At 64.4% G+C, this 25,992-nt stretch carries 25 protein-coding genes; 10 read left to right on the plus strand and 15 right to left on the minus strand.

Features of this window, described 5'->3' with window-relative positions; translation table 11 throughout:
• Positions 1 to 27: 27 nt before the first annotated feature.
• Together chrA and Tchl_RS00985 are read right to left on the minus strand one after the other, a co-directional pair.
• Positions 28 to 1,374 carry a chromate efflux transporter gene (gene chrA, locus Tchl_RS00980; protein WP_002937755.1) on the minus strand — a complete coding sequence of 449 codons (1,347 nt, stop codon included), beginning with the start codon at positions 1,372 to 1,374 and terminating at the stop codon, positions 28 to 30.
• Entirely contained in the window at positions 1,371 to 2,315 is a 945-nt protein-coding gene (locus Tchl_RS00985; RefSeq protein ID WP_002931369.1) for a chromate resistance protein ChrB domain-containing protein, read from the minus strand. Before Tchl_RS00985 ends, chrA begins: the two co-directional genes overlap by 4 nt.
• A gap of 57 nt (positions 2,316 to 2,372) precedes the next feature.
• On the opposite strand from Tchl_RS00985, the gene Tchl_RS18215 reads away from it, so the two are divergent.
• From Tchl_RS18215 to Tchl_RS01015, 5 genes are all read left to right on the plus strand, one after another.
• Positions 2,373 to 2,744: a HupE/UreJ family protein gene (locus Tchl_RS18215; RefSeq protein WP_269745236.1), complete on the plus strand. Its 372-nt coding sequence runs from the start codon at positions 2,373 to 2,375 to the stop codon at positions 2,742 to 2,744.
• Positions 2,745 to 3,418: 674 nt separating this feature from the next.
• The gene (locus Tchl_RS01000; RefSeq protein ID WP_075146745.1) at positions 3,419 to 4,141 is read left to right on the plus strand and encodes a UPF0149 family protein; all 723 of its coding nucleotides are present in this window, start codon (positions 3,419 to 3,421) and stop codon (positions 4,139 to 4,141) included.
• A 222-nt stretch (positions 4,142 to 4,363) separates the two neighbouring features.
• Positions 4,364 to 6,064 (plus strand): IS1634 family transposase, encoded by a 1,701-nt coding sequence (locus Tchl_RS01005; protein ID WP_075146746.1) that lies wholly within the window; start codon positions 4,364 to 4,366, stop codon positions 6,062 to 6,064.
• Between the two features lie 213 nt (positions 6,065 to 6,277).
• The gene (locus Tchl_RS17885) at positions 6,278 to 6,613 is read left to right on the plus strand and encodes a hypothetical protein (protein WP_075146747.1); all 336 of its coding nucleotides are present in this window, start codon (positions 6,278 to 6,280) and stop codon (positions 6,611 to 6,613) included.
• Between the two features lie 293 nt (positions 6,614 to 6,906).
• Positions 6,907 to 7,398 (plus strand): DUF6398 domain-containing protein, encoded by a 492-nt coding sequence (locus Tchl_RS01015; RefSeq protein WP_083945083.1) that lies wholly within the window; start codon positions 6,907 to 6,909, stop codon positions 7,396 to 7,398.
• Between the two features lie 60 nt (positions 7,399 to 7,458).
• Here Tchl_RS01015 and Tchl_RS01020 read toward each other — a convergent pair whose 3' ends face one another.
• The 7 genes from Tchl_RS01020 to Tchl_RS01050 all read right to left on the minus strand — a co-directional run bounded on the left by Tchl_RS01020 (position 7,459) and on the right by Tchl_RS01050 (position 15,061).
• Positions 7,459 to 7,782: a helix-turn-helix domain-containing protein gene (locus Tchl_RS01020; protein WP_075146749.1), complete on the minus strand. Its 324-nt coding sequence runs from the start codon at positions 7,780 to 7,782 to the stop codon at positions 7,459 to 7,461.
• Positions 7,760 to 8,029 carry a type II toxin-antitoxin system RelE/ParE family toxin gene (locus Tchl_RS18315; protein ID WP_332307142.1) on the minus strand — a complete coding sequence of 90 codons (270 nt, stop codon included), beginning with the start codon at positions 8,027 to 8,029 and terminating at the stop codon, positions 7,760 to 7,762. Before Tchl_RS18315 ends, Tchl_RS01020 begins: the two co-directional genes overlap by 23 nt.
• On the minus strand, positions 7,926 to 11,066 hold the full coding sequence (locus Tchl_RS01030) for a site-specific integrase (RefSeq protein ID WP_083945084.1): 3,141 nt from the start codon (positions 11,064 to 11,066) through the stop codon (positions 7,926 to 7,928). The genes Tchl_RS18315 and Tchl_RS01030 overlap by 104 nt, the downstream gene beginning before the upstream one ends.
• Before the next feature lie 3 nt (positions 11,067 to 11,069).
• On the minus strand, positions 11,070 to 13,790 hold the full coding sequence (locus Tchl_RS01035; RefSeq protein WP_075146751.1) for a hypothetical protein: 2,721 nt from the start codon (positions 13,788 to 13,790) through the stop codon (positions 11,070 to 11,072).
• Positions 13,787 to 14,344 (minus strand): hypothetical protein, encoded by a 558-nt coding sequence (locus Tchl_RS01040; protein WP_075146752.1) that lies wholly within the window; start codon positions 14,342 to 14,344, stop codon positions 13,787 to 13,789. Before Tchl_RS01040 ends, Tchl_RS01035 begins: the two co-directional genes overlap by 4 nt.
• A 101-nt stretch (positions 14,345 to 14,445) precedes the next feature.
• Positions 14,446 to 14,862: a DUF2442 domain-containing protein gene (locus Tchl_RS01045; RefSeq protein ID WP_075146753.1), complete on the minus strand. Its 417-nt coding sequence runs from the start codon at positions 14,860 to 14,862 to the stop codon at positions 14,446 to 14,448.
• Entirely contained in the window at positions 14,849 to 15,061 is a 213-nt protein-coding gene (locus tag Tchl_RS01050) for a DUF4160 domain-containing protein (protein ID WP_232311631.1), read from the minus strand. The genes Tchl_RS01045 and Tchl_RS01050 overlap by 14 nt, the downstream gene beginning before the upstream one ends.
• A gap of 662 nt (positions 15,062 to 15,723) precedes the next feature.
• On the opposite strand from Tchl_RS01050, the gene Tchl_RS01055 reads away from it, so the two are divergent.
• Both Tchl_RS01055 and Tchl_RS01060 read left to right on the plus strand, forming a co-directional pair.
• Positions 15,724 to 17,106 carry an FAD-binding oxidoreductase gene (locus Tchl_RS01055; RefSeq protein ID WP_075146755.1) on the plus strand — a complete coding sequence of 461 codons (1,383 nt, stop codon included), beginning with the start codon at positions 15,724 to 15,726 and terminating at the stop codon, positions 17,104 to 17,106.
• 153 nt (positions 17,107 to 17,259) lie between these two features.
• Entirely contained in the window at positions 17,260 to 19,524 is a 2,265-nt protein-coding gene (locus Tchl_RS01060; RefSeq protein WP_075146756.1) for an OsmC domain/YcaO domain-containing protein, read from the plus strand.
• Between the two features lie 14 nt (positions 19,525 to 19,538).
• On the opposite strand, the gene Tchl_RS01065 is transcribed toward Tchl_RS01060, so the two are convergent.
• The 4 genes from Tchl_RS01065 to Tchl_RS01080 all read right to left on the minus strand — a co-directional run bounded on the left by Tchl_RS01065 (position 19,539) and on the right by Tchl_RS01080 (position 21,111).
• The gene (locus Tchl_RS01065; RefSeq protein ID WP_198158976.1) at positions 19,539 to 19,919 is read right to left on the minus strand and encodes a type II toxin-antitoxin system PemK/MazF family toxin; all 381 of its coding nucleotides are present in this window, start codon (positions 19,917 to 19,919) and stop codon (positions 19,539 to 19,541) included.
• Positions 19,916 to 20,167, minus strand: a complete 252-nt coding sequence (locus Tchl_RS01070) for an AbrB/MazE/SpoVT family DNA-binding domain-containing protein (RefSeq protein ID WP_075146758.1) — start codon at positions 20,165 to 20,167, stop codon at positions 19,916 to 19,918. The genes Tchl_RS01065 and Tchl_RS01070 overlap by 4 nt, the downstream gene beginning before the upstream one ends.
• Positions 20,168 to 20,520: 353 nt before the next feature.
• A complete protein-coding gene (locus Tchl_RS01075) occupies positions 20,521 to 20,808 on the minus strand; it encodes an addiction module antidote protein (protein ID WP_075146759.1) in 288 nt (95 codons plus the stop codon).
• 3 nt (positions 20,809 to 20,811) lie between these two features.
• The gene (locus Tchl_RS01080; RefSeq protein WP_075146760.1) at positions 20,812 to 21,111 is read right to left on the minus strand and encodes a type II toxin-antitoxin system RelE/ParE family toxin; all 300 of its coding nucleotides are present in this window, start codon (positions 21,109 to 21,111) and stop codon (positions 20,812 to 20,814) included.
• Between the two features lie 442 nt (positions 21,112 to 21,553).
• On the opposite strand from Tchl_RS01080, the gene Tchl_RS01090 reads away from it, so the two are divergent.
• The 3 genes from Tchl_RS01090 (at position 21,554) to Tchl_RS01100 (ending at position 22,459) form a co-directional block, all read left to right on the plus strand.
• Positions 21,554 to 21,757, plus strand: coding sequence for a putative motility protein (locus tag Tchl_RS01090; RefSeq protein ID WP_075146762.1), 204 nt, complete (start codon positions 21,554 to 21,556; stop codon positions 21,755 to 21,757).
• A 100-nt stretch (positions 21,758 to 21,857) separates the two neighbouring features.
• Entirely contained in the window at positions 21,858 to 22,202 is a 345-nt protein-coding gene (locus Tchl_RS01095) for a hypothetical protein (RefSeq protein WP_075146763.1), read from the plus strand.
• A 20-nt stretch (positions 22,203 to 22,222) separates the two neighbouring features.
• Positions 22,223 to 22,459 (plus strand): hypothetical protein, encoded by a 237-nt coding sequence (locus tag Tchl_RS01100; protein WP_075146764.1) that lies wholly within the window; start codon positions 22,223 to 22,225, stop codon positions 22,457 to 22,459.
• Positions 22,460 to 22,615: 156 nt separating this feature from the next.
• Here the strand turns inward: Tchl_RS01100 and Tchl_RS01105 are convergent, their stop codons facing one another.
• Both Tchl_RS01105 and norV read right to left on the minus strand, forming a co-directional pair.
• The gene (locus tag Tchl_RS01105) at positions 22,616 to 23,050 is read right to left on the minus strand and encodes an Rrf2 family transcriptional regulator (protein WP_075146765.1); all 435 of its coding nucleotides are present in this window, start codon (positions 23,048 to 23,050) and stop codon (positions 22,616 to 22,618) included.
• 222 nt (positions 23,051 to 23,272) lie between these two features.
• Positions 23,273 to 25,924: an anaerobic nitric oxide reductase flavorubredoxin gene (gene norV / locus Tchl_RS18350; protein WP_075146766.1), complete on the minus strand. Its 2,652-nt coding sequence runs from the start codon at positions 25,922 to 25,924 to the stop codon at positions 23,273 to 23,275.
• Positions 25,925 to 25,992 lie beyond the last annotated feature (68 nt).

Below are 25,992 nucleotides of genomic sequence, written 5' to 3' on the forward strand. Positions count from 1 at the left end.
TCCAGCCTTGGGAAGTTGCTGAAGCCGTCAGCGCAGATAGGTGAAGACAAGGCCGATGGCGCCGCAGGCAGCGATCACCTTCATGATGTCCTGCTTGTACTTCCACAGCGCGATGAAGGCCGCCAAGGAGATCAGCGCGTAGAACCACTCGAAGCCACCGGCGAACGGCGCGGCTTCGGTTGCCCTCGGAAAGATGACGTGCCAGCCGAAGAACAGGGCCAGGTTGAGCACCACGCCCACCACGGCGGCGGTGATGCCGGTGAGCGGCGCAGTGAACTTCAGGTCGCCGTGGGTGGATTCCACCAGCGGGGCGCCTGCCAGGATGAACACGAAACTGGGGAGGAAGGTGAAGAAGGTGGCCACCGTGGCACCGGCCATGCCGGCGAGCGCCAGCGCATCCGCCCCGAAGATCTCCTTGGTCCAGGCGCCGACGAAGCCGACGAAGGACACCACCATGATCAGCGGCCCCGGCGTGGTCTCACCGAGCGCCAGGCCGTCGATCATCTGCGTGCCGGTCAGCCAGCCGTAGGTTTCCACGCCGCCCTGATAGACGTAGGGCAGCACGGCGTAGGCACCGCCGAAGGTCAGCAGCGCTGCCTTGGTGAAGAACTCGCCCATGTCGCGCAGCACGGGATCCTCCAGCATCGCCATGGCCCCGACCCAGAGTGCCAGGGCCGCAATCAGCAGCGTGACGAGGTAGGACCAGCGGAACCGGGTGTGGGCCATCGGCGGGGTGTCGTCGTCGATGAGCGCCGGGCCGTAGTCCTTGTCGCTGGCCCCGTGCCCGCCGCCCGCCCGGAACTTGTCCGGCATCACCCGGCCGCCGATGTAGCCCAGGATGCCGGCTACGAGCACGATGTAGGGGAAGGGGACGCCGAAGACAAAGATGGCGACGAAGGACGCTGCCGCCAGCGCCCAGAGCACATTGTTCTTCAAGGCCCGCGAGCCAATTCGCCAGGCGGCGAAGACGACGATGGCCACCACCGCCGGCTTGATGCCGTTGAACACCCCCTGCACGAAGGTCAGGTCGCCGAAAGCCAGATAGACGTAGGTGAGCGCCGCGAGGATGAAAAGCGAGGGCAGCACGAACAGGACGCCGGCGACGATGCCGCCCCAGGTGCGATGCAGCAGCCAGCCGATGTAGATGGCGAGCTGCTGCGCCTCGGGACCGGGCAGCAGCATGCAGTAGTTGAGCGCATGCAGGAAACGGTGCTCGGAAATCCAGCGCCGTTTTTCCACCAGCTCCTGGTGCATGATCGCGATCTGCCCGGCGGGGCCGCCGAAGCTGATGAAGCCGAGCGTGAGCCAGTAGAGGAAGGCCTCGCGGAAAGAGGGGTGGGCAGGTCGCGCCTGGGTTGGGGGCGAGGTGTTCACGTGGTCTTGTCCTTGTAGTTCTGCAGCAGCCAGTCGAAGATCTCGCACGCACGGCCGAGCAGCACGTCGTCGTCGGGCTCGGATGCCCGCAAGCCGGCGAGCAGCGCTTCGATGCCTGGCGCCTCCGGCACCGGCAGCCCGCCGGCGTCCAGGCAATGCACCAGCTCGCCCAGCCGCAGCAGCGCGGGCTCCGCCTCCAGCCCGAAGCTGGCCAGCAAGGTCTCGAATGTGACCCGGGCGCCCACGTGGCTGAACGTCGCGCCGTCGAAATCGAAGCCGAGCCAGTCGGCCTGGCAGTCGCGGGGACTCGCCAGCCAGACGATGCGGGCCTTCGGGTCGATGAAGCGGCGGATGAGCCAGGCCGTGGCCAGCCGGTCCACCCACGGACGTGCGCGCGTGGCCCAGATGCGGCCCTGATAGTCGGCGCGTGCGCGTCTTGGAATGTCGGCCTGGCGGGCAGTCGGTTCGTCGGGAGCCATGCGGCGGATGAGCGCATCGCGCAGATCGTCGAGCAGGCTCAGGGTCTGTCGCTGCGCCTCACCGGGGAAGAAGTCGATGCGTATCACCTGCTCGAAGCGGCGCACGAGCGCTTGGAGCTTGCGCGCGGCGACGGCGCCGTCGAGCGATGCCTGGATCCGCCCGAGGTCCTTGATATCCCCGGCGATGTTGGCGTACTCCTCGCCCCGGTCGAAGAGGGCGCGCAGCGCGTCTTCTCGTGCCTCGTCGCACCCCGACAGACGGTAAATCTCGCCGCTCCCCCCGGCCGCCACCGCTTGCCCGGCCACCTCGTCCAGCACCGCAGCGCTGTCGGCCGAGTCCGGTAGCAGATACACCCCGTCGCGCAGCGTCGCGCAGCCCAAGGCCTTGACCGAACGCCAGACCCGCATACGGTCGGTCGCGGCCTTGGTGGGCAGGCTGACGAAAAGGGCGAGATAGCTCAAAGGCAGACTTCCTGGGCTGAGCGGGGATGCCGTAGCGTCTGAACTGTAACCTGACGTTTGAACTACTACAAAGCGCTGTGTGCGATCCATCCCCGGCGTCCGAACGGGGTTGCGCTCACCCGCTGCTGCACGCTTTCACTGGCGCGCTGCTCTACATGTTCCCTACCGCGCGCGCACGCCCATGGCGTGGCCGAGGGCGACAAGGACTACATCCAGGAGATCTCGTGCACTCACCTGCAGCCCTTCACCGACCTTGGCGCCAAGCACATGGTCACCGGCTACGACCATCTGCTGTTCCTGGCAGGTGTGATCTTCATTCTCTACCAGCTCAAGGGCATCGCGCTCTACGTCAGCCTGTTCGCGGTCGGGCACTCGGTCACCATGGTTTATAGCGTCTGCGCCGGGTTGAACGTCAATGCCTACCCATGACGAACACCACCAGCACGAACTCGACTTCGCCTGGAACAGTAAAGAGCCACATGAACATCGGCACCGCCACGAGGCACTGGCCTACAGGCACCCGCACTTTCCGGACATCCACCACCGGCATTTACATTGATTGAACGAAGCACCAACTTCGCCTCCCGAATACCTCATGCGAGGCGGCGGCTTCACTCGGTTACTTGCCATTCGAACCACGAAGCGCCCAACGGCTGGTGTGGGTCGGAAGCGGAAATTCTGGGTTCCAGCAACCGGGATTTCGATAGCATATATTCGAGTGGGATTGACCGAGCTCAGGGGTTACAAGCCTCTTCAATCGTCACATCGGCATTCGGCGGCAAAGTCCATATTCATCCCGCCGCTACCCGATTCGCCCTCCATGTTGAACACCACACGCGTGCCCCGATGCCCTGCAGTTCGCCCGTGGTGTTTTGAGCGTTGACATCGTTCTCACGCGCGGTGATGGAGCACGCACTTTTCACACAAACCTTGTCCCCAGCCGATGGGGACAGGGATGTGAGTGGAGCTGTGGATAAGTCTTTTCGGGACCTATGGCGTCTGGCGGTGTGGCATTTGCCTACAAATGAGGCAGTGCCTCGTGTCGGCACGCTGATCGACCTCGACAGTAGAATCGGTGCCCGAACAAGCAATCGCCCCCGACGATGACAGAAACCGAACTCGAAGAACTGGATGCCTTGCTGTCGTCTGTCGAGGGGGTGAGCGCCTCGCTCCCGGTCGACGGCCTGCATGGCTTTCTGACGGCGCTGGTCATGAGCGGGGGGAAGCCGCGGGTCGAACCGATCTTGCCGTGGATTCTCAAGCCGATGCCGGGCTTGCCACTGGATCTGGAAGCTGTCCCTCAGGCCCGGCGCGTGGGCGAGTTGGTCGGCAAGATGATGACCCGCATCGACATCGAACTCGACGACCCCGAGTATCTCTTCGCGCCGATGGTGCGGGTGTACCCACATCGGGATGAGGAGCGCTCGGACGGCAGCGTCTGGTGTGCGGGGTTTCTGCGCGGGATCGCGCACGCGTGGGACCGCTGGGGGCCTTTGTGCGATGCGCCCGACATACAGACCCTGCTGTGGCCGGTCCATCAACTCGCCGCCGCGGCCCGGGAGCCCGCGCTCGAGGTCGATCAGAGGTTTCGCCATGCCGTGCCGAACAGGCCGCTGAGCCCGACACAGTGTGAGGCCCTCACCGATGCGCTGCCTCAAACTTTGGAGGCCATTGCCGACCGGATCACCGAGCATGAGGTCAGGAGCGCGATGGCGGCGATGGCGCGCGGGGAGGAGACTCCGGCGTGGCAGGAGGACGCGCCCTGTCCGTGTGGGAGCGGACGAGGCTTTTCGGTGTGCTGCGGCGGGAGCCGGGTGCTGCACTGAAGCGGCCTGGATGCCCGCTGGGAGTAAGCCCGATCCCGCATCACCTGACGACATCGTGGCCACCGGGGTTCGACACTTCACTCCGATTTTCGCCCCTTTTCGGAAAGTGCCTCCAGCACCGGCGCGGGTTTGAAGGCGACGATCGCAAAAGTGTCGTGGTGGCACGTTTGTAACAGTCACTCTCAAACTTGACGGCGCTTTGTAGGTCGATAAAGTGGCGGCATGCACGTCAAGCTCACCACCTCCGGAGGCCGCCGCTACGTCCAACTCGTCGAGTCCTATCGCGACGAAGCGGGACGAGTGAAGAAGCGCACCGTCGCCACGCTCGGCCGCGCCGAGCAGGTCGATGGTTCGCTCGACGCAGTGATCAACGGCCTGTTGAAGATCACCGGCCGCGAGCCGATGGGCGCCAAGCCGTCGGCGCCGACGGTGTCGTTCGAGTCGGCGCGCGCGCTCGGTAACGTGTGGGCGCTGACCGAGCTGTGGAAGTCGCTCGGGTTCTCGGATCTGCGCCGGGTGTTTCGCCGCACGCGTCGCACCACCGACGTGGAAGCGCTGATCCGCCTGATGGTGCTCAACCGCCTGTGCGACCCCGAATCCAAGCTCGGCGTGCTGCGCTGGGTGCAGACCGTGGCGCTGCCCGACTTCGGGCCGAAGGCGGTCACCCACCAGCAGTTGCTGCGCAGCCTCGATGCGCTGATGGATTATCAGGACGAGGTCGATGCGGTGGTCGCCGGGCTGCTGCGCCCGCTGATCGACCAGGATCTGTCGGTGGTCTTCTACGACCTCACCACGATCCGCAGCGAAGGGCTCAGCCAGCAGGCCGGCGACGTGCGCCAGTACGGCATGGCCAAGGAGGGGCTGATCGCCCGCCAGTTCATGCTCGGCGTGGTGCAGACCGCCGAGGGGCTGCCGATCTACCACGAAGTGTTCGACGGCAACACGGCCGAGACGCGCACCCTGCTGCCCACGCTCACCAAGGTGCTCGAGCGCTTCCCCTCGGTGCAGCGCCTGGTGCTGGTCGCTGACCGGGGGCTGCTTAGCCTGGACAACCTCGAGGCGCTGAAGGCCGTGCGCCTGGCCAGCGGCAAACCGCTCGAATTCATCGTCGCGGTGCCGGGCCGGCGCTACACCGAGTTCATCGAGCTGCTCGAGCCCTTCCACGAACAGCAGTGTGTCACCGCCACGCAGGAAGTGATCGCGGAGCAGGCCTGGAACGCGCTGCGGCTGGTGGTCGCGCACGACCCGGTGGCTGCGGCCACCAAGACCGAGCAGCGCAACGAGCGTATCGACGCGCTGACCCGCCAGGCGGACCAATGGACGGGCAAGCTCACGGAGCAGGATGAAGGTGTGAAGCACCGAGGGCGCAAGCTCTCGGACAGCGGCGCCAAGGCGCGCTTCTACCATGCGGTCAGCGAAGCGCACCTGTCGCGCATCCTCAAGGTGGATCTGGCCGAGGAGCTCTTCAGCTACCACATCGACGAGAAGGCGAAGCGCCTTGCCGAAATGATGGACGGCAAGCTGCTGCTGGTCACCAACGCCGAGGGCCTGTCCGCACAGAACGTGATTCAGCGCTACAAGTCGCTCGCCGACATCGAGCGCGGCTTCAAGGTGCTCAAGTCCGAGATCGAGATCGGCCCGGTGTATCACCGCCTGCCCGAGCGGATTCGCGCGCACGCGTCGATCTGCTTCATGGCGCTGATCCTGCACCGGGTGATGCGCAGCCGACTCAAGGCCGCCGACGCGGGTTACACGCCCGAGCGGGCGCTCGAGCAACTGCAGCGCATCCAGCATCACCGCGTGCGCCTGAACGGCGGCGAGCCGGTCGCGGGGGTGTCGACCATCAGCACGGAGCAGAACGAGGTGCTTCATGCCTTAGGAATCGCAAAACCAGCGACGCCGGAGCAGTTGGCGCTGTTGTAGTGGCATTTTTGAAAGTGCGCTCTAGCAAAAACAATCACTTGCGAGCGTAACTGTCGAACTCGAGTGGCCATGTGTTTGCAGAATCATGCTCCCGCGTCACAATACCCCCGGGTCCAGGGCCTTCATTGCTCCCCTCTTACTCATGAGCGAAACCGGTTCGGCTTGAACCGGACGTGCTCGCTCATCCCTATTTCACGTAAGAGGAGTCGGACCATGTACAAGATCAAAGCCATGCCAGAGCGGGTGTGCATCTGCGACCGCTGCGGGCGCGTGATGCGCACGCAAGACCACGACGAGAACCAGGAACGGATTTCCATCGACTTCACGGCCGGCTACGGCAGTGTTTTCGGTGACGGCAATCGGGTCCAGGCCGATCTGTGCCAATACTGCGTCAGGAAAGTACTCGGGCGCTGGCTGCGCGTGACCGAACCCACTCCGCAGACACCCCATCGGGCCTTTCAGCCGCATCAGCACCCGGACTGGCACCGCCGCCGCTTGAGCAGGCCCGGCGTACGTAGCCTCTTGTCGGGGCTTGAAAACGACGGCTGAGAAAGCGCGTTCCAACTTCGCGACCACACCGACCTCTGCCCTGCCGACGATGTGCATGAGGGGGTGTGGTGTTCGATTGTTCGAAGCCCCCCGGCACACACATCCCCGGCCATGATCAGGGGGAGAGACCGTGTGCGCCACGCTCACGCTGGACGACGCGTTGCTGACCACGTTTCTGCTCCTCGGTCCCCGCCCGTGCCGACCCGTTGGTATGGACCGGTCAATCTGTGAGAATGCGACGTCTCTCCCACTTTGCAGTCACCATGGTCACATCCGAGCGAATCCCCAAAGTGATGGCCGAGAAGTTCGCCGCCATCACCGCACAGACTGACGCGTTCTGCGCACAGCACCTCAACGAGGAATATCGTCAGATGATCCACCGCGTCGTCGGTGCGCTCGCCCGCAAGCGTCCTTCGCCGCTGTCGAGCGGCAAGGAGAGCGTCTGGGCGGCGGCAGCCGTGCATGCGGTCGGCCGGGTGAATTTTCTCGACGATGCCTCTCAGACGCCGCACTGCAAGCCGGAGGCCATCTATGCGTTCTTCGGGATCGCCGAGAGCACCGGGCAGAACAAGTCGAAGGCGATCCGGGATGCGCTGAAGATGGGGCCGTTTTCACACGAATGGACCCTGCCCAGCCGCCTCGCAGACAACCCGATGGTGTGGATACTGCAGGTCAATGGCCTGATGATGGACATTCGCACCGCGCCGGTCGAACTGCAGCGCCTTGCCTACGAGAAAGGCCTGATTCCCTTCATTCCTGCGGAACAGGGAGAGACGCCCGATTGAGTCAAGTCTCGGCCGACGCCGTGGCGAAAGCGCGCCCCCGTTTGCATCATCGCAAGGCCTTCAGATCAATGCTTCAAGGCCTTTGCGCTCAAGCAGGTTGAGCAGTTTTTGTGATGGACCACTGGGGTGCTTGCCGCCCAACTCCCACTGGCGCACCGCTGACGGACTCGTGTTGAGCAGCGACGCCAGGACGGTCTGGCTGATCTGATAGCGGTCGCGAAGGGACCGAATCTTCTGGGCGTCATAGTCGGGAATCGGGTCCAGACACAACGCGTCGTATTTGCGCATCTTGCGTTGGTCGATAAAGCCCAACCGGCTCAGATCCGCCGCCGTCTCGTGCACAGCCTCCAGGATTCGGCTCTTAGCCTTCGTCTTTGTCGTCATCGCAACCACCGCCGAGATCCGCGTCGATCAGCCCCTGAGCCATCTCGCGTACTGCGCCACACAGGGCCTCGTCAGTCAGTTCTGTCTTTCGCATCCAGCGGCTGAAGTGGCGAGTTTTGAAGACGCGATTCATCGCCGAACTATCACACTTGGTGATGGGTATCAGAAGGCTCTCTGAGCGTCGTCTCAAGCGCGAGCGTGCCCAGCATGCAGGCGATCCCAGCCAGGTGACCCAGCCCGCTACCATTCGGCTCGGTGAGCTGGATACCCAGCCACTTGGCGTAGCTCGACGCCTTGGCGAGTGAGGGTGGGCCGATGCGGCGGATGCGTACGGGAAGCTGAGCCTTGAGCGTGGAAGGAACCCAGGCCGGAGGACGGGCTTGGCCGTCCTGGGTGCGCAGCACGCACTGAAACTCCGACTCCTTGATCCCGAGTTCGCCCAGGAACTGGATATAGCTTGCGAGCGCATCGCCATGCTGGGGCCCGGTGAACACGACATCATGCTTCTGGCGATTGAAGTGCTTCAGGTGAAGTTGCAGGCCAGCACGGCACAACGCCGGTGATTTGCGTGCGAGCACCGCCAGACGCGCTTCGAAACTGGCCAGAAACGCGAGCTCGGCTGGCAAGCGCGGCCGGGGCAGCTTGGGCACGTTCGTGTCCGTGAGCGCGAGCCCCAGCAAGGGGGCATAGACCGGTGCTTGTGCGAGGATCGAGGCCACAGCGGCTGGCGCCATCTGCAACTGCTCGGCAATCTGGGCCTGTGAGAGGTCGGGCAACGCGGCCAGATGCAGGACGGCCCGGACCTTGTCGAGTGCAAGCCAGTGCGCGCTCAGGTGGGGTGGCGGTGCCTTGGGGCGCCCTCGGGGACGCTGGCAGGGGGCAGGCACCATGGGCGCCGTCGGCTCGATGGGTTCCTCGACTAAGGGCGCCGGCAACTGGGGTAGTCGCGCCAGCGTGCGCGCGACCAGTGCCAGGGCAGACGACTCGAGGTAGCGCATCGCCGTGCTCAAGGGCAGACCCGATGCGGCGGCGAGCACAGTGTTGGGCAGCGCACGCAGTTCGCGATCGGTGAGGGCGGCCATCACGATCTCGGTGCCATGGATATAGTGTCCCATCGACACGGTGGGGCTCGAATGCCCGAGCAGCCGCGCGACGGCAAAGCCATACACTCGGCTCGGCGCGCTGACATGGCCGAGCAACAGCAGGCGCGCTCGACGCCCGTTCGCAAGCCAGCGCGCGGTGGCGGGGTGCGCTGCGAAGAATTCCGGGATTTCGGGCGCATCGGGTGCGCGAAGACGCAGCATCGTCCACGTCGCAAACGCGTGCCGCAAGTGGTGAATGAACAGCAGCCGGTCTCCGGTTGCGCGGCGCAGCGCCGCATAGACACGGTCCGAGATGCCCTCGTAGGACACACTGGTGCGGCCCGTCTTGACGCTCGCCAGGAGCAACGCGGAGCGTGTCACCCCCGATTCGACCGCGGCCGCATCTTCTGCTTGTCGCCTGCGAACCCAGGCTCTCAGCATCGTGCGCTCGCCCGGTGCAAGCAAGGCGTGAGCGGGGAGGATCCGTTTCGAGTTCTCGGTTTTGAGGCGATGGCCGGGATAGTCGCGGACCAGCACCGTGAGGCCGCGCCCGTGCAGGTGGACGTCCTCGATGCGTAGCCCGAAGATCTCCATCGCACGCAGGCCCAATCGAAAGGCCATCATCAGGACGAGCTTGGCGATGCGCACGAGGTCGGGTGCAACCCCGCGGGCGAGTTCCTGATCTAGGCACGATTGCGCTGCCCAGTACTCGTCGATGGTGACCAGGTTGGCGTCGACCGGCATCAAATGGGCATCATCACCGAGCACGAGGTCCAGCCGCTGGATGTGGGACAAGCCATGTTTGCGCACGAGGTAAGCGTGAAACTCGCGCAGGCCCGTCTTGAGTGCGAGCCGGGCCGACTCGATGTCGCACTCGTTGCTGATCTCCGCGTAGAGGGCTTGCAGGTCCTCGAGCGGCATCCGTGTCGGATCGGCCGGCCCGAGGTGAGACAGCAAGCGGCGAAGAGATTCGGTCACCCGGTGACGAATCGTTGATAGGGCCAGCGGCTTTCCGGTCGCGCTGTTGCCGTCGACGAGGAACTGGATGAAACCGAGATAGCAACGGGCGAGTGGCTCGTGCGGGTGACGCGCCATCAGGGCAGTGATGGCCGCGAGGGCGGTCGAGTGCTGATCGGTTTCCAGAGCGGCCAGCGCAGGCTCGAGCCACGGATACATTATCGACAGATTCTCTAGCAGGTCCGCGTAGTCGGCGTCTGCGTCTTCGGGTGAGACGTAGGCGCTGGATCGCAGCCGCGCCGCGAGTGAGGACTGCGAAGCGCCAAAAATCCGCTGCCAGCTTCGGCGGTGAATCGCATGCGCTGGGAGCGCGCGTGTCATCACGCCGACGTCGAGCGAGGACGCATGAGCCCGCCACCAGGTGCTGGCGGATTCGATCAGGTCCTTGACCCCGGTCGGCTGTCGTTCGCGCGAGAGGCCTTGCGCGGTGAGGAAGCGCCGGATAGCGACCTGAGCCTTCAGAGCAGAGGGTGGCGCTGAAGCCGCCACGCCGGCCTGACGCTCGATGAGGCGGATGAGCAGAAGCGCGGTCAGTGCATCCGGAAACCAGCGCTGCAGATGCAGGTTCCCGAGTCCCTGGTGGGGGAGGTCGAACTCGAGGTAGCAGCGGGGGACGGTGCCGTGGAACCGGCCGCCTTGGCTGATGTGTTCGATCAGCCGGTTGAGCTTGACTGAATCGAGCAGCGCGCCGTGCAAGACCGCCGAAAGGAGGGTTGCGCCCCAGACTTGAAGGGGATCAATCGGGTTGCTACCGAGTGATTCGATCCCGCGATGAAGTGCTTCGCGCCATGCCGCGGTGCGCGCCGCGGCGGCCATGCTCGGTTCAGAAAACGGGCTGGGCGTGCTGGGCAGGGCCGCCGGTAGTCGTGTCTCGGCGACGATCACCCCCGCAGCTTGCAGATTCCGGATGACCAGATACAGGATGCGCAGCCAGTCGGCCGCCTCAGCGCTTTGCAGCTCTTGTGTGCGGATATGTTGAACAATTCGCGCCTCGAGCGTTCGCGCGCTTGCTAAGTCGGGCGCGGCGGTATCGTCTTGCGACTCGCGACCGCTCAACAGGCGTGCGTGCGGATTTTCAAGCTGCGCCAGGAATCGCTTGAGCCCGGGCATCCGCTGGCGCGTGCGCGGTGACAGGCTCCGTTCCGTATCCGACCACGCCGTCTCCAGCGTTGCATCCCGGTTCATCGACTAACCCCGCCGGTCGAGGTGGTGAAGGAGTCGGCTCTTGATCGGAACGAGCTCGAGCGTCTCGTGCAGGGACTGCAAGGCCGGAATCAGCTGGGCGCGATGCAAGCCGTAGTCAAAACTTGAGAACCTCCCAAACGGGGACTCGCCTTCGTTGAAATGTCCCAAGAACGCGTCGATCACCTCGCCGGTGACGCCGCGGGCGAGAAGCTGCGTGCGCAGAAATGCGCGATGGAAGTTGGCCGGCAGTGGCGCGCCACGCGCGGCAAGCTGACCGGCGACCCACGTGGGCGTCAGCGGCGCGAGCCGGCGGCGTTCATCGAGCACGACGAAGGGCTGCCAGTCAGCAGCCTGTTTGCGATCGATCTGCGGCTGCAGCCGCTGGAGCAGGTTATCGACATGGTCGCGGTAGTTCTGCAACTGAAGGCACAGCGACGCATCAACGATTGCCAGCCGTGCGCGGCTGCTGCGTTCGTCATCCTTGTCTGACAGTGCCGCGTCGAATGCATGCACCGCGTCATCTTTGCCCGCGAGAAAGAGCGTATTCGCGCGCGGGCTCGTCAGCGCGCGCATGCTAGTCGAGAGGGCCGCGTAGAGCCATGTGTAGAGGGTGTAACTCGCGTGATACGCAACGAGCAGTGCGCCAAACAGCGGCGTGCGGCGGGAGGTGCGGATCTCGGCGCTGAGGGTCCTGAGCAGGTCATGGACGACCCCGAGCGGTGCGACGAACCGGGCGCCGACCCTCATTCCCTGATCGCTCGTGATGGCCTCAGCGGGCACGCGTGGCAAGGCGGTTGCGGGTGTAATGCCGAGCTGCCGTGCGAGTCGATGACTGGCGCGCCCGTGCAAGCGAATGAGCGTATCGACACGATATTGGGTATAGAACATGCGCGGCTCATCGCCGCGGTCGGTCTCCGCGCAGAGCAGCCACGTGGCAGGGGCATCGGCCCCGAGGTTGCGCAGAAGGGTTGGCAATGTGCGGGAGACGCGCATGGGTGTGAGTCGCTCGAGCCCAGGCGCGCTGAGCAGCTGCATCACCGCCTGCTTTGCAGTGCTCGGTTCGATGCCGAACACGCGCTTGTTCGTTCGATGCTCGCTTCCCAGAAAGCGTGTTAGCAGGACGCCGATACCCAAGCAGTCGGGTAGCAACAAACCGGGGGCCAATGGTGGCTCTTGCATCTTGCTCAGTGCCTCGGGCAAATCGGTCTTGTAGCTGGGCCCGATGGCTGGAATCCAGAACCCTCTAGTGAGCACCGCAGGTGCGCCCAGGGCGGCACCGAGCCCTGCTCCTGCGTTGAGAATGAGCGTGGTGTGTTCAGTTCTTAGCGACAGTTGCTCAGAGGGTTCCATCACCTCGAATCGCAACTCCCGCACCCGGCGCAGGGGTTGGCCGAGCGCAAGCATCGTGAGCAGGATCAGCGCGCCGATACACTCAAGCCTTGCTTGGGCCCGGTTTTTTGCGTTTCCGGCCAAGTGACGCTCGACGCGCCGCAATAGAAGCCTATGGAGCGTGCGCAGTTCAACCGGGGTGGGTGTCGCATAAAAGAAAGGCAGCGGCTGTGCTTGCGTCTCGATTGCAAGCTGCTGTCTGCGCAACTCAGCGAGCTTGGTGCCGATTTCCTGGCTGGCATAAAGCTGAAACGTCGGCTCAAGGGATTCGGCGGGCGAGAGCCCTGCGGCCTCCAGCGCGCTCGTCTCTTCGTCTTCTTCAAGTCCGATGTCGATAAAAACCGTCGTCGCCTCAAAATGGGCAAAGTCGTCGAGATCTTCATCGAAGTCGGGTGCCTGCTGATGCTGCATAAAGACGCCGGCGACATCAGGCAGATTCACATATCCGGGCCGACGCTGTCGCCCGCCCGTGTTGTAGCGTTCGGAGCGTGCGCGACGGTACAGCCGGAACACGACACCCTGCGTCAACAGGTTGGCGTATCGCGCGAAGTAGCGTTTGAGGGAGCCGAGGTAACGACCGATCCGGTCGGGTTTGCCGTCCGCGCCCTCCCAGGCTGAGAGGTCGATGTCAGCCATGGCTTTCGCATAGTCCTGCGCCGTTTGCGCCTCCGGCAGAAGCGACACGACTTGGTCATGCTCAGCCAGGCTCAGTTCGCGAATCGCGAGCCCGACATCCGAGGTGGGGGACGGCGCGATCGGCCATTCGCGCGGGCCGTCGTAGTGTTCGAAGTGCTCGAGTCCGGCGTATCCAGTCCCCGCCCGGGTCTGGTCATAGGTAAAGCGAGCCTGCATGTAACTCGCGAGGGTTTGCAGCTGAAGCTGAAAATACCGGAGCGCGGCGATCGGACGGCGCTCATCCGGTGGGTAGTCGAGCGCTGCATGATGGCAATTCCATAATGCAGCGACGAGGCCGTGACGTGATACGCCGTGACGCAACAGCGGATGGTCGTGCTCGTGCTGGGGTTTGCGGTCCAGGAGCGCCAGTGCGGGGGCTTGGGAGAGCGCGGAGCGTCGCTCGCTGATCCAACGGCACAGCTCGATCCATTGAGGCAATTCGTCCAGCAGCGCTTGCTCACGAAAAATGCCGGGCATCGATTGCGCCGATGCGAGCAACGCCCCCACATGCTCGAAAACTTGCGCGTGCGCGACCAAATCAGGGTGGGCATTGATGAGCCAGAGCAGCCGGCGCAGCGCCATCGGATCGAACCCGGCATCGGTACAGGCCGCGATCAGACTCTGGTGCGCTGGGGCCTGGACGGGGGCGCTGAACTTCACAGAGCGGGTTCGCTGTCGGGTTCATCGAACCCCTGTCGCTTCTGTCGCGGCAGGACTGCATCCAGGCTGTAGCCCGTGGCGATGGCAAAGCGCTTGGCGCTGGCAGGGCCGTATGTCTTCGTCTTGGGATCGGTTTCCGCGATCGCAATGAAGCCAGCGTCGGCGATTGCCTGATGCAGGCAATAGAGCTGGTGTGGAAGATGCGGGCGCGTGCGGGCCAGGGCGTGATGGATGATCAGGTCAGCCGCCAGGATCTGGAGCTTTTGCGCCTTACGCAGACGGCCGCTTTTGATCCGGAGCACCACCACGGCATCCTCCGGGCCGTACAGCTGCTGCGCGAGCCAGTACGCACGACCTGCGCCCAGGACATCGTAGCCCTCCTTGCGCCGGATCACGGTCATCGGGTTCATCGCGTAAGCGAGTTCCAGGAGTGCTCGATCGTGATGGCGAACCGCAAAACCGAAGTCCGGAACCACCCAGTGCTGCTCCATGAACGCTGCAAGGTCTGCGTCCAGCCCGAGTATCTCGGCGAAAGGGAGGGTGATGTGCTCCATCGCCGGCAGTGCAGGGGAGGTCGCGCTTGATTGGGTCATATCCGTGAGGCGCCGAGCTGGGACGGTCAGTATGCGGTGTGAGGGGGCTGGCGCCCTCTCGACTACGTTGTCGTGGCCTTGCGCGGCCGCCCTCCAAGCCGTCCGTTGGCGCGCGCCGCGGCCGCCTTGGCTTCCGAGGTCTGGCGTCCCCCGGCTCGCCCTGCTTCTGCGCTCATCCAGCGGCGGGAGCCGAGCATGCCTTCAAGCAGGGCAGGCAGGTAGAGGTCGGCATCGAGCTGCGGGAAGTGCAGGCCGAGCCCTGAGGGGCTGATCTCGATTTCGCTCAGCGCTTGCGGTGCAGCTTGGCCGAGGCCCTCGGCCAAGCGAGGCTCGAACGACACCTCCAGCCCGGAGCTCAGCACGATCACGACGCGGCCACGAAGCGCATCAAAATGCGCCTCGGTCGCCACGGGGCCTTTTGCGCGGCGGTCTTGTCCGCGGCGGTTGGCCCGCTCGAATTCGGTCTCAGAAATCGTCATGAAGGTGCTCCCATTCATCACACAGCTTGCCCAACGCCTTCGTCAGGGCGGCGCTGAATTCGCTCAGGTCCTTTCGGGTGAAGCCGAAGTTCTCACGCAGCTCGGGCGGCCCGTCGGGACAACGAAGCTTGAAAACTGCCTCGCATCCACCCCCGATCACATGGACGTGGGCGGGGCGGTGATCGTTCGGATAGATCACAACCCGGGCGCTGGCGAGTCGCAGGATAGTAGGCATTATAGCAATTAACCCAAGCTACTTAGGTTTAATCCCTCGCGTGAGGGTAGGGGTCGTCTAGGTAGGACCATGTTACGTTTACATTTTAACCATATTTTTTGTATTTACTAGGGTTAGATCGTGGCCGGATGGTTTGTCAAATTTCGCCGGATGCCTGACGAAAGCCTTGTAGATAATGAATAAAGCCGATTGTGACCAAGGAAGACCTGGAGGCGCCGGTAGACTGGGCTAGACTCCGAAGGCGGACGTTCGAATCGTCTCGGGCGCGCCAGATACCGAAAGGCGCTGATTTCATGAAGGAATCAGCGCCTTTTTCACATCTCCCGCGCCGGTCAGAGGTCGAGCCAGCCACCTTTGGCGAAGCGGCGATAGGCTTGTCCTGCGCGATGCGTTCTTCTCCTCCAAAACGCAGTGACGGCGGTCGTGATTTTCCGCAGAGATTTTCCTAGACTGCGGTCGTGAGGCGCGCGCGTTCGCGCCCCGCAAACCCGGTCGCCCCGACGGGCACCCCCCGGATCCGGATCCCTTTCTTCCGCCCCCGCGCGGCAATCTCCGTTCGATGGCGGCCGCACGCCAGTCGTGCCGGCTTCGCACAACTGTTGCCGACGCCGGCAGAGGAGATACGGATGAATGCGTTATCCAAGGAACAGGCCGCGCCGCTCGCGGCCGCCGTCACCGGCCGGGTGGTCTGCCCGGACGCCCCCGAATTCGATGAACTACGGAAAGTCTGGAACGGAATGGTCGACCGGCGCCCCGCCGCGATCGTGCAGTGCGCGAGCGCGGACGACGTCGCCCCAGCGATCGCATTTGCGCGCGGGTGCGGGCTGACGATCTCGGTCCGCGGCGGCGGGCATCACATCGCGGGCAATTCGATTGCCGATGGCGGGCTCGTCATCGACTTTTCCGCGATGCGCGCGGTCCGCGTCGATGCGGCGCGCCGGAGCGCGGCCGTCGAGCCCGGGGCGACGCTCGCCGACTTCGACGCGGCTGTGCAGCGCCATGGTCTCGTCGTGCCGGTGGGCATCAACTCGACGACCGGGATTTCGGGGCTTACGCTCGGCGGCGGCTTCGGCTGGCTGACGCGCAAGTACGGGCTGACGATCGACGCACTGCGGTCCGCAGAAGTCATTACCGCAGACGGCGAGAAGCTGTGTGCGAGCGCGAGCGAGAATGCAGACCTGTTCTGGGCGCTGCGCGGCGGCGGCGGAAATTTTGGCGTCGTTACGCGCTACGAGTTCGAATTGAGTCCGCTCGGCCCGAACATCGTCGCCGGCCTGATCGTCTATCCGTTTGCGCAGGCCAAGCAGGTGCTGACGCGCTACCGCGATTTCGTCGCGGGTGCGCCGGAGGAACTGACGGCGTGGATCGTGCTGCGCCATGCGCCACCGTTGCCATTCCTTCCGGCCGACGTGCACGGGACGAAGGTCGTCGTCGTCGCGCTCGCGTATTGTGGCGACGTGTCGCAAGCGGAAGCGGTGGCCGCACCGCTGCACGTGCTTGGCGCGGCGCACGGCGCGCATGTCGGCGAGATGCCGTACGTCGACTGGCAGAAGGCGTTCGACCCGCTGCTCGCGCCCGGGGCGCGGAATTACTGGAAATCCCACAACTTCACTGAACTGAGCGACGCGGCCCTCGGCACGAAGATCGAGTACGCGGGCAGGCTGCCCTCGCCGCAGTGCGAGATCTTCATCGGCCACCTCGCGGGTGCGCCGAACCGGGTTGCGCGGAACGCGACGGCGTATCTCGCGCGCGACGCGAAGTTCGTAATGAACGTGCACGCGCGCTGGGACCACTCCGCGCAGGATGCGGAGTGCATCCGGTGGGCGCGCGACCTTTTCCGCGCCTCCGCACCCTATGCATCCGGTGGCGCCTACGTGAACTTCATGACGGAGGACGAAGGCGAGCGCGTCGCCGCGGCGTATGGCGAAAACTACGAGCGGCTCAGGGAGATAAAGCGCCGGTACGACCCGCAGAACGTGTTTCACATGAACCAGAACATCAAGCCGTGAAGTCGTCCAGCGCCCGCAACCTCAGGGGCGGAGGTACGCGTCCCTGAGGTCGGCGTTACGGCCGATGAAGCTCCCGCGGCCACGCCCCGGGAGCGCGAGAAAACGGCGACAATGGCGGCCAACCCGGTTTGAACGCCATTTCAGGATTCTCCTATGGAAATCAAGGTTAATTTTCTCGACAAGCTTCGTCTTGAAGCCAGATTCGATGACTTCACGGTGGTGGCCGACCAGCCTGTCCGCTACAAGGGCGACGGCTCGGCGCCGGGTCCGTTCGACTACTTTCTGGCTTCGTCGGCACTGTGCGCGGCTTACTTCGTGAAGCTCTACTGCGAAACGCGCAATATTCCTACCGATAACATCCGCCTGTCGCAGAACAACATCGTCGATCCGGAGAACCGCTACAAGCAGATCTTCAAGATCCAGGTCGAGCTGCCGGAGGATCTCTCCGCCGCCGACCGCCAGGGCATCCTGCGCTCGGTCGAGCGCTGCACGGTGAAAAGGGTGGTGCAGACCGGGCCCGAGTTCGTGATCGAAGAGGTGGACAATCTGGATGCCGATGCCCAGGCCTTGCTGGCGCTGAATCCGGAACCCGAAGCAAGCACCTACATTGCGGGCAAGGACCTGCCGCTGGAGCAGACCATCGCCAACATGTCGGGGGTCCTGGCGGACCTGGGCATCAAGATCGAGATCGCCTCGTGGCGCAATCTCGTGCCCAACGTGTGGTCGCTGCATATTCGCGATGCGCATTCGCCGATGTGTTTCACCAACGGCAAGGGCGCGAGCAAGGAAAGCGCGCTGGCGTCGGCCTTGGGCGAATATATCGAGCGGCTGAATTGCAATCACTTCTACAACGACCAGTTCTGGGGCGAGGACATCGCCGACGCGGCGTTCGTGCATTACCCGAACGAGCGCTGGTTCAAGCCCGGCCCCGGCGATGCGCTGCCGGCGGAAATTCTCGACGCGTACTGCCTGCAGATCTACAACCCCGAGGGCGAGTTGCGCGGCTCGCATCTGTACGACACCAACTCCGGCAATATCCAGCGCGGCATCTGTGCGCTGCCCTATGTGCGTCAGTCGGACGGCGCGGTGGTGTATTTCCCCACCAACCTGATCGACAACCTGTATCTCAGCAATGGCATGAGTGCCGGCAACACGCTGGCCGAAGCGCAGGTGCAATGCCTGTCGGAAATCTTCGAGCGCGCGGTCAAGCGCGAAATTCTGGAAGGCGAGCTCGCCCTGCCCGACGTGCCGCCCGAGGTGCTGGCGAAATATCCCGGCATCGTCGCCGGCATTGAAGAACTGGAGCGCCAGGGCTTTCCGGTGCTGGTCAAGGATGCGTCGCTGGGCGGGGCGTATCCGGTGATGTGCGTCACCTTGATGAACCCGCGCACCGGCGGCGTGTTTGCCTCGTTCGGGGCGCACCCGAGCCTGGAGGTGGCGCTGGAACGCAGCCTGACCGAGTTGCTGCAGGGGCGCAGTTTCGAAGGCCTGAACGATCTGCCCCCGCCCACATTTGAGAGCAACGCGGTCACCGAGCCGAACAACTTCGTCGAGCATTTCATCGATTCCAGCGGCGTGGTGTCGTGGCGTTTCTTCAGTGCCAAAGCCGACTTCGATTTTGTCGAGTGGGACTTTTCCGGCCACGGAGAGAATTCCAACATCGTGGAAGCCGCAACCCTGTTCGGCATCCTCGAAGATATGGGCAAGGAAGTGTACATGGCGGTGCATGACCAGCTCGGCGCAACGGCCTGCCGCATCCTGGTACCGGGGTACTCGGAGATCTATCCGGTGGACGACCTGATCTGGGACAACACCAACAAGGCCTTGTCGTTCCGTGCCGATATCCTGAACCTGCATCGACTGGACGATGCCGGTCTGGAGGCGCTGCTTGAACGGCTGGAACACAGTGAGCTCGATGATTACACCGACATCATTACCCTGATCGGCATCGAGTTCGACGAGAACACGGCCTGGGGCCAGCTGACGATTCTGGAATTGAAGCTGCTGATCCATCTCTCCCTGCAGCAGTTCGAAGCGGCGAAGGAGCGGGTGGAAGCCTTCCTGCAATACAACGAGAACACGCTTGAGCGCGGACTGTTCTATCAGGCCCTGAATGCGGTGCTGGAGGTGCTGCTGGACGACGACCTGGAACTGGACGACTACGAGGCCAATTTCCGCCGGATGTTCGGCAACCCGCGGATGGAAGCGGTGATCGGCTCGGTAAACGGCAGCGTGCGCTTCTTCGGCCTGACCCCAACGAGCATGAAACTGGAAGGGCTCGACCGGCACCAGCGCCTGATCGACAGCTACCGGAAACTGCACACGGCGCGGGCCACGGTGGCGGATTTATCCAGTCGGGGTACGGGTCGGGGCAGGGTCGGCCACCAGGCTGAGCGGGTGGCTTCCACAAGAAACTGATGCCGCCGCAGCCCTTACGCGAACTGAACGATCTGGTTCAGCACCGCGCACGCCTCGCGGAACTGCGCATCCGGCAGTCGCTTCATCGGGTGCGGCGCCGCATCCCGCATCCGCCAGTCGAAGGACTTCGGCTGGTGGCACAGGACGTAGCTGGTCTTGCCGGCGCGGCGCCCGCCCGCTAAGCCGGCCGCAACCGCGAACGGATTGTCGGCGTTGTACTCCGCGGTTGTCATCGGCATGCCGATGACCAGCGATGTACGGTCATTGAAGGCGCGGGGCGACAGCACCAGAAAGGGATGCCGGTCGCGCATCTCGCGGCCGGCCTGCGGGTTGCAGTCGATCCAGATGATCTCCCCGCGGTCCGGCACCCATGGCGCCTTGCCGCGCGCGCTCACCACCGCTCGGCCCCGACGCTCGGGCTGGCCATCGCCTCGCCGCCGTGCCGTGTCGGGTCAAAGCCTGCAAGGCGCTGTTCGAGACTCAGGCTCTCCTGCACGATGGGTGTGATCACCACGCGGCCCTCTTCGACGGTGATCCGGACCTGCTGATCGGCATCGAGATGAGCCTCTCGCGCTACTGCGGCGGGCAGGCGTACGCCGAGGCTGTTGCCCCAGTGCTTGATGGCAAGAATGGCTTCGGTCATGGTATCTCTGCTCCGTGTGTTTAAACGCAGTATAGACGTCGCGGTGCAGTAGACCAAGGAACCGCAGCCGCGGCGCAGGCGTGATCTTCGCGGACGCCAGGCAACGTCGTTCGCCCTGAGCGAAGAAAGCCCGATGCCCTTACACAGCCAACCGAGAGAACCGCCACTCCCGTCCGCCCTGAGCCCGTCGAAGGGCGTTTCCTGGCAGTGCCTTCGGACAGGTTTCGACAAGCTCAGCCCCGACTCCCATGCGGAGAGGGTGACCCCATCCCCACCCAAGCTCGTGCCCGGAAACCCGCCTATGCAGACCTACCCAAACGGATTGCACAGGTACATGCCCGTCACCGCAAGGCTCACGAATGCGCTGGTGTCGCGGAAATCTTCACGCCCAGCGCATGAAGCAGTTTGAGCACGGTGTCATAGCGTGGCTTCGCGCCGGGCGTGAGCGCTTTGTAGAGGCTCTCACGGCCAAGACCAGCATCCTTGGCGAGCTGCGCCATGCCACGGGCGCGCGCTACGTCGCGGACGGCACTTAGGAAGACATCAGGGTTCGGGTCTTCCAGGGCGGCCGTCAGATACTCTGCGATGGTTTCCTCATCGTTCAGGTAGTCGGCAGCGTCAAAGGTGGCAGTCTTGACCATCGTTCACTCCTTGTCCAAAGTCCGCGCCATCTCGATGGCGCGCTTGATGTCGCGCTTTTGCGACGACTTATCCCCGCCCAGCAGAAGCAGATAGATCACTGCTCCACGTCGCGTGTAGTAAGCGCGGTACCCAGGGCCGACGTGGATGCGCATTTCCGAAACGCCCTCACCCACCGGCTCGCAGTCACCGAAATTGCCGTGTTCAGCAGAGCGGATACGGTGGATGATGCGGGCTCGTGCCACGTTGTCTTTCAAGCCTGCAAGCCAGGCGTCGAACTCGTCCGTACGCAGGAAGGTGTTCATGGCGGCAGTGTATCCGTATGGATACGCTGCCGCAAGGGCGAACCGGTAGCGAAGACCGAGAGATCCAATCCTGCACATCGGGCGGCAGAAGTTGCCCGGCAGTAAGCTCTGGGCATCTTCCCCGATAGCCGCCGGCCGCCACGAGTTCAAGAATCAGGCTCCGATCAACAGCAAGGAGCCGATCATGGGAACCCGCGAACACCGGGAAGTCTGGAACAAGGAGCATACTTCAGCGGGGCTTGCACGAGCGCCATGGTCTGGGCCGGACGGCCCGGCATCCACGGCGCCTTGCCGCGCGTGCGTACCATCGCCCGGTGCCGGCGTTCGGGCTGACCGTCGTCTCGCTGCGGTGCTTTTGCTTTCAGTCCAGGTGCCGGCGAGCCTTCGGCAATGAGGACATTTGTGATGTATCCTCGAGCGCTTCGCCCCGTAAGGAGTTGTCATGGACGTTGCAGTCAGTAGCCTGGTCAATGTCGCCGTGCAGATGCAGCAGGCGAATGTCGAGCATGAAAAACAGGCCACGATCCTGAAGAAGGCGCTGGACGCGCAGTCCTCGGCGACGCTGCAGCTGCTGCAGGCCGTCGCTCCGCCTCCCGCACTGGCCACCGAAGGCGTGCAGGGCACGCAGATCAACACCTACGCTTGAGAACGGGGTCGGGAAAAGAGGCGCTGATTTCCGCCTTTCCCGCTGACTTGGCCGCGCCGGGAGTGCGGGCATTTCCGCCAGACCCTGCCGAAAATCGACCATGTCCTTCGACAACACCATCCCCCTGCGAACGCTGATCGACGAGGTGATGCCCCAGCTCGCAGCGGCGGAAAAGCTGCTGCACAACACCCTGCGCTCGATCCTCGCCGTCACCCGCGATCCCGCCCAGCGCACCCGCTGCGAGCAGCAGCAAGAGGCGCTCGACCTGGAGCTGTTCCGCATCCGTCTCAACTTCGACAGCCTGCTCCGGCGCCATGCCGGGGCCGTGGCGGCAATGGCCGGTGGCGGTGCCCGCGATGCCGGCCCGGTGCTGCAGCTGGATTCTGCCGAGGCCGAAGCGGTGCGCAGCGCCCGCCGGTTGTGCGAGCAGATCAAGGCGCTGTGAGCGGGCCCGCCCGACCCCCGATGACCCCCGCCGAGGCGCAGCGCGTGCGCGCCGAATTCGACATCCTGCTCGCGCACATTGCCGGGCTGATCCGGCGCTTCGAGGCGAGTGGGGGCGATGTGGCGATGCGCGACGACTACCTTGCGCTCCACCGTCTGCAGGCCCGGACCCTGATCCAGCGCCAGGAGTACGCTGTCGACGAAGCTCCGGGGGTGATGCCGCCGGGAACGAGTGCCCCGCCCGGCGAGCTGCACTGAGCAACGGCCCTTCGCGCCAGGCGAAGTGGATCGATTCGCCCCAAGGCATACCGGACCGGACCTCGACCGTCGCGGCGGTATGTGCGCCTGCACCCCGCCCAGCGTGCCGACGCCGATTCTGCTACCTGAATGGCATCGGACCCAGCGGCATCGGGCTCAGGCCGGCGTCCACCTGAGGAGCTTTTCGAGGCGCTGCGGTTCTTGCTGCAGATCGCTGAGGGTGTATTTGCCGAGCACGGCGAGGAAGGCTTCCTGCGCCTCGAGCATGATGTGGTTCAGCCGGCATGAGGGAAGGATCCGGCAGGTCGGCTCGTGGCAGTTGATCGGGGTCAGCGTTTCCTCGACGGCTTCGACGACGCTTCGCAGGTTGATTTTGGTGGCCGGGCGGTTGAGGCGGATTCCGCCGCCCTTGCCGCGGATCGTTTCGACATAACCCAGCCGCGCCAGGTGGTTCACGATCTTGACCAGGTTGTTGCGGGGGATGTCGAAATGCTCCGACACGATGGAGATCGTGACGAGTTCGGCCGGCTTCTGCAGTCCGAGAAAAATCAGCGTGCGAAACGCGTAGTCGGTGTATCGGGTCAGCTGCATCGCGCTCTCTCGGCATGTCTCGGGGGCTGGTGTTGCCCCGGTTTCCGCTCCTGGCGGTTCGGCTCATGGGCCGGGTAGCCGGAGTCGCGCGCAAGCGTACCACGGGCGCTGAAATAGGTGTATTTCGGACGCACCTTTATGCCGCAGGCAGGGCGCGCCGGCCCCGCCTTTGGTGCATTGCCCCCCGCCGGTCGGGTGGATCGGCGGGGGGCCGGGGGCAGCTCAGAGCAGTGCCGGCAGCTGTTGCAGCAGGGCTGCGCCATTGCCCAGATGGACTCCGGTAACGACGTAGCCGACCAGTTCGCCGTCGCCGTTGTGTGCCTTGCCGGTGAGGCCGCTTTCATCGCCCTCGACGGTCCAGTTCAGGCCGTCCGCGACCGTGCGACCGCCGACCTGGATCGGCAGGGCGGGCGTTTTGACGACGGTCGGCATTGCCGGCAGGCATACCGGGGTAGGCTCGCCGGCAAGCGTTTTTGCGAGCGCCTGGGCGGACAGCGCCAGCGGTTGCATGAAGGGCAGCACGAGCCCTTCGATTTCGGCGCAGTCGCCCAGGGCGTAGATGTGCTCGGCGCTGCTTTGCAGATATGCATCGACCTGGATGCCCCGATTGATCCTGAGCCCGGCCGCGCCTGCAAGCGCCGTGCGGGGACGCAGGCCTGCGGCGGCGATGACGGTGTCGACCTCGACGGTCGTCCCGTCCGAGAGCTGCGCCGCAATGGCGCCGCCGCTCGAGTCGAGGGCGGTGACGCGGTGCCCGAGGTGGAGGCGGCAACCTTTCTGCGCCAGCGTTGCTTCGAGGTGCCGGCTGACGAATTCGGGCAACAGCTTGGCGAGCGAGTGCGGCGAGGAGTCGGTCAGCCAGACCTGCTGCCCGCCCTCGGCGAGATCCAGCGCGATCTCGGTGCCGACCAGGCCGGCGCCGATGACCAGCACGCGCTCTCCGGCGCTGACGTGGCGCAGGTAGTTTTCGTAATCGGCGAGGTTGTTGAGGGTGATCATCCGATCGGTGGCGTTGCCTTCGAGCGGAGGAATCCAGGGGTTGGCGCCGAGGGCCAGGACGAGATCGCGGTAGGGCAACGTTTCATCGCCGATCCGTACCGTTTTCCGCTTCCGGTCGATCGCGTCCACCCGGGTATGGGTCCGGACCGTGATGCCGAACTCATGGGCCAGTTGTGCCGCCGTGCGCTCGACGAAGTCGGCGGCACCGAGCCTGCGGCTGAAGCCATGGACCAGCTGCGGTTTGGAATAGTCGGCGCCGTCGTCGGCGGTGACGACGACGACCGGTGTGTGCGGATCGAGGGCGCGGAATGCGCGCACCAGCTGGTAGGTCGCGCTGCCGCCGCCGACGATCACGACGGGGGCGGACTGCGATGCCGCGGCGGTGGTCGCGCCGGCGCCGCTCGGCATGCGGCGCAGCGGCTCGAACACGGATTTGCCGAGGAAGCACTCCGGGCAGAGGAAGGTGTCGGGGATGTCGGACCACGGGGTGCCGGCAGCGATGCCTTGTGCCGGGGTGCCTTGCGCGGGGTCGTAGATCCAGCCGCAGACCCGGCATCGCATCGCGCTTGCGCTCTCCGGAAGGGTATTCCTGACCGCCGCGGCAGCAGGTTTCGGGGCGGGGCGTGCCGGTGCCGGCTGCGCCGCGGCTGCTGTGCTCTCGATCACATTTGCCGGCTCCGGGCTGCCGCGCCATTCCTGCGCGATGCGCTGGCCGAAGGCGACGCAGTCGGCGAGGGCGTCCTCGGTTGGTTTCCACAGTGCCTTGATGCCGCTGGCGACATTGAAGCCGGCCTCTTCGAGGCGTTCGCCGATGCGGTCGACGGCGCCGCCGCTCCAGCCGTGGCTGCCGAACGGGGAGGCGTATTTGCCGCGGAAGCGCAGCCCGCGCATTTCCTCGAGCAGCGCCGCCACTTGCGGGAGCATGCCGTTATTGACGGTGGGCGAGCCGATCAGCACGCCTTTCGACTTGAACACCTGGGTCAGGACGTCGTTCTTGTCGGAAAGGGCGAGGTTGAACATCTTGACTTCGACCGCCGGGTCGGCGGCGCGGATGCCGCGGGTGATCGCTTCCGCCATGTGGCGGGTGCCGTTCCACATCGTGTCGTACACCAGGGTGATCTGGTTTTCCTGGTAATCGTCGGCCCACGCCAGGTATTGCTCGACGATCTGCGCCGGATTGTCGCGCCAGATCACGCCGTGGGCCGGGCAGATCATGTCGAGCGGCAGGTTGAACGACAGCACTTCCTTGATTTTCGCCGTCACCAGCGGGCTGAACGGCGTCAGGATGTTGGCGTAATACTTCAGGCACTCGGCGCGCAGCTCGTCCTGGTCCACGAGGTCGTTGTACATCTTTTCGCTGGCGTAGTGCTGGCCGAACGCGTCGTTGCTGAACAGCACCGCGTCGCCGCTCAGATACGTCAGCATGCTGTCCGGCCAGTGCAGCATCGGCGCTTCGACGAATACCAGCTGCTTGCCGTTGCCGAGGTCGAGCGTGTCGCCGGTCTTGACGATGCGGAAGTTCCAGTCCTTGTGGAAGTGTCCTTTGAGCGATTTGACCCCATTCTCGGTGCAATAGATCGGGGTGTCGGGAATCCTCGCCAGCAATGCCGGGAGCGCACCGCTGTGGTCGATCTCGGCGTGGTTGGCGATGATGTAGTCGATCCGCTCGAGATCGATTTCCTTTTCGAGGTTGTCGACGAACTCCTGGGCGTAGGGACTCCAGACGGTATCGATCAGTGCGACTTTTTCCTCGCGCACGAGGTAGCTGTTATAGCTCGATCCTTTATGCGTCGAGTATTCCGCGCCGTGAAACTCACGCAGCTCCCAATCGAGCTTGCCGACCCAGGTAATGTTGTTTTTGACCACGAAAGACATTCCACGCTCCTTATCCGGTGAGGACTCTTGCAGGGCCTTTCGCGGCACAAGAGTCTAGTACATGTATA

The sequence above is a fragment of the Thauera chlorobenzoica genome (assembly GCF_001922305.1).
GTDB lineage: Bacteria > Pseudomonadota > Gammaproteobacteria > Burkholderiales > Rhodocyclaceae > Thauera > Thauera chlorobenzoica.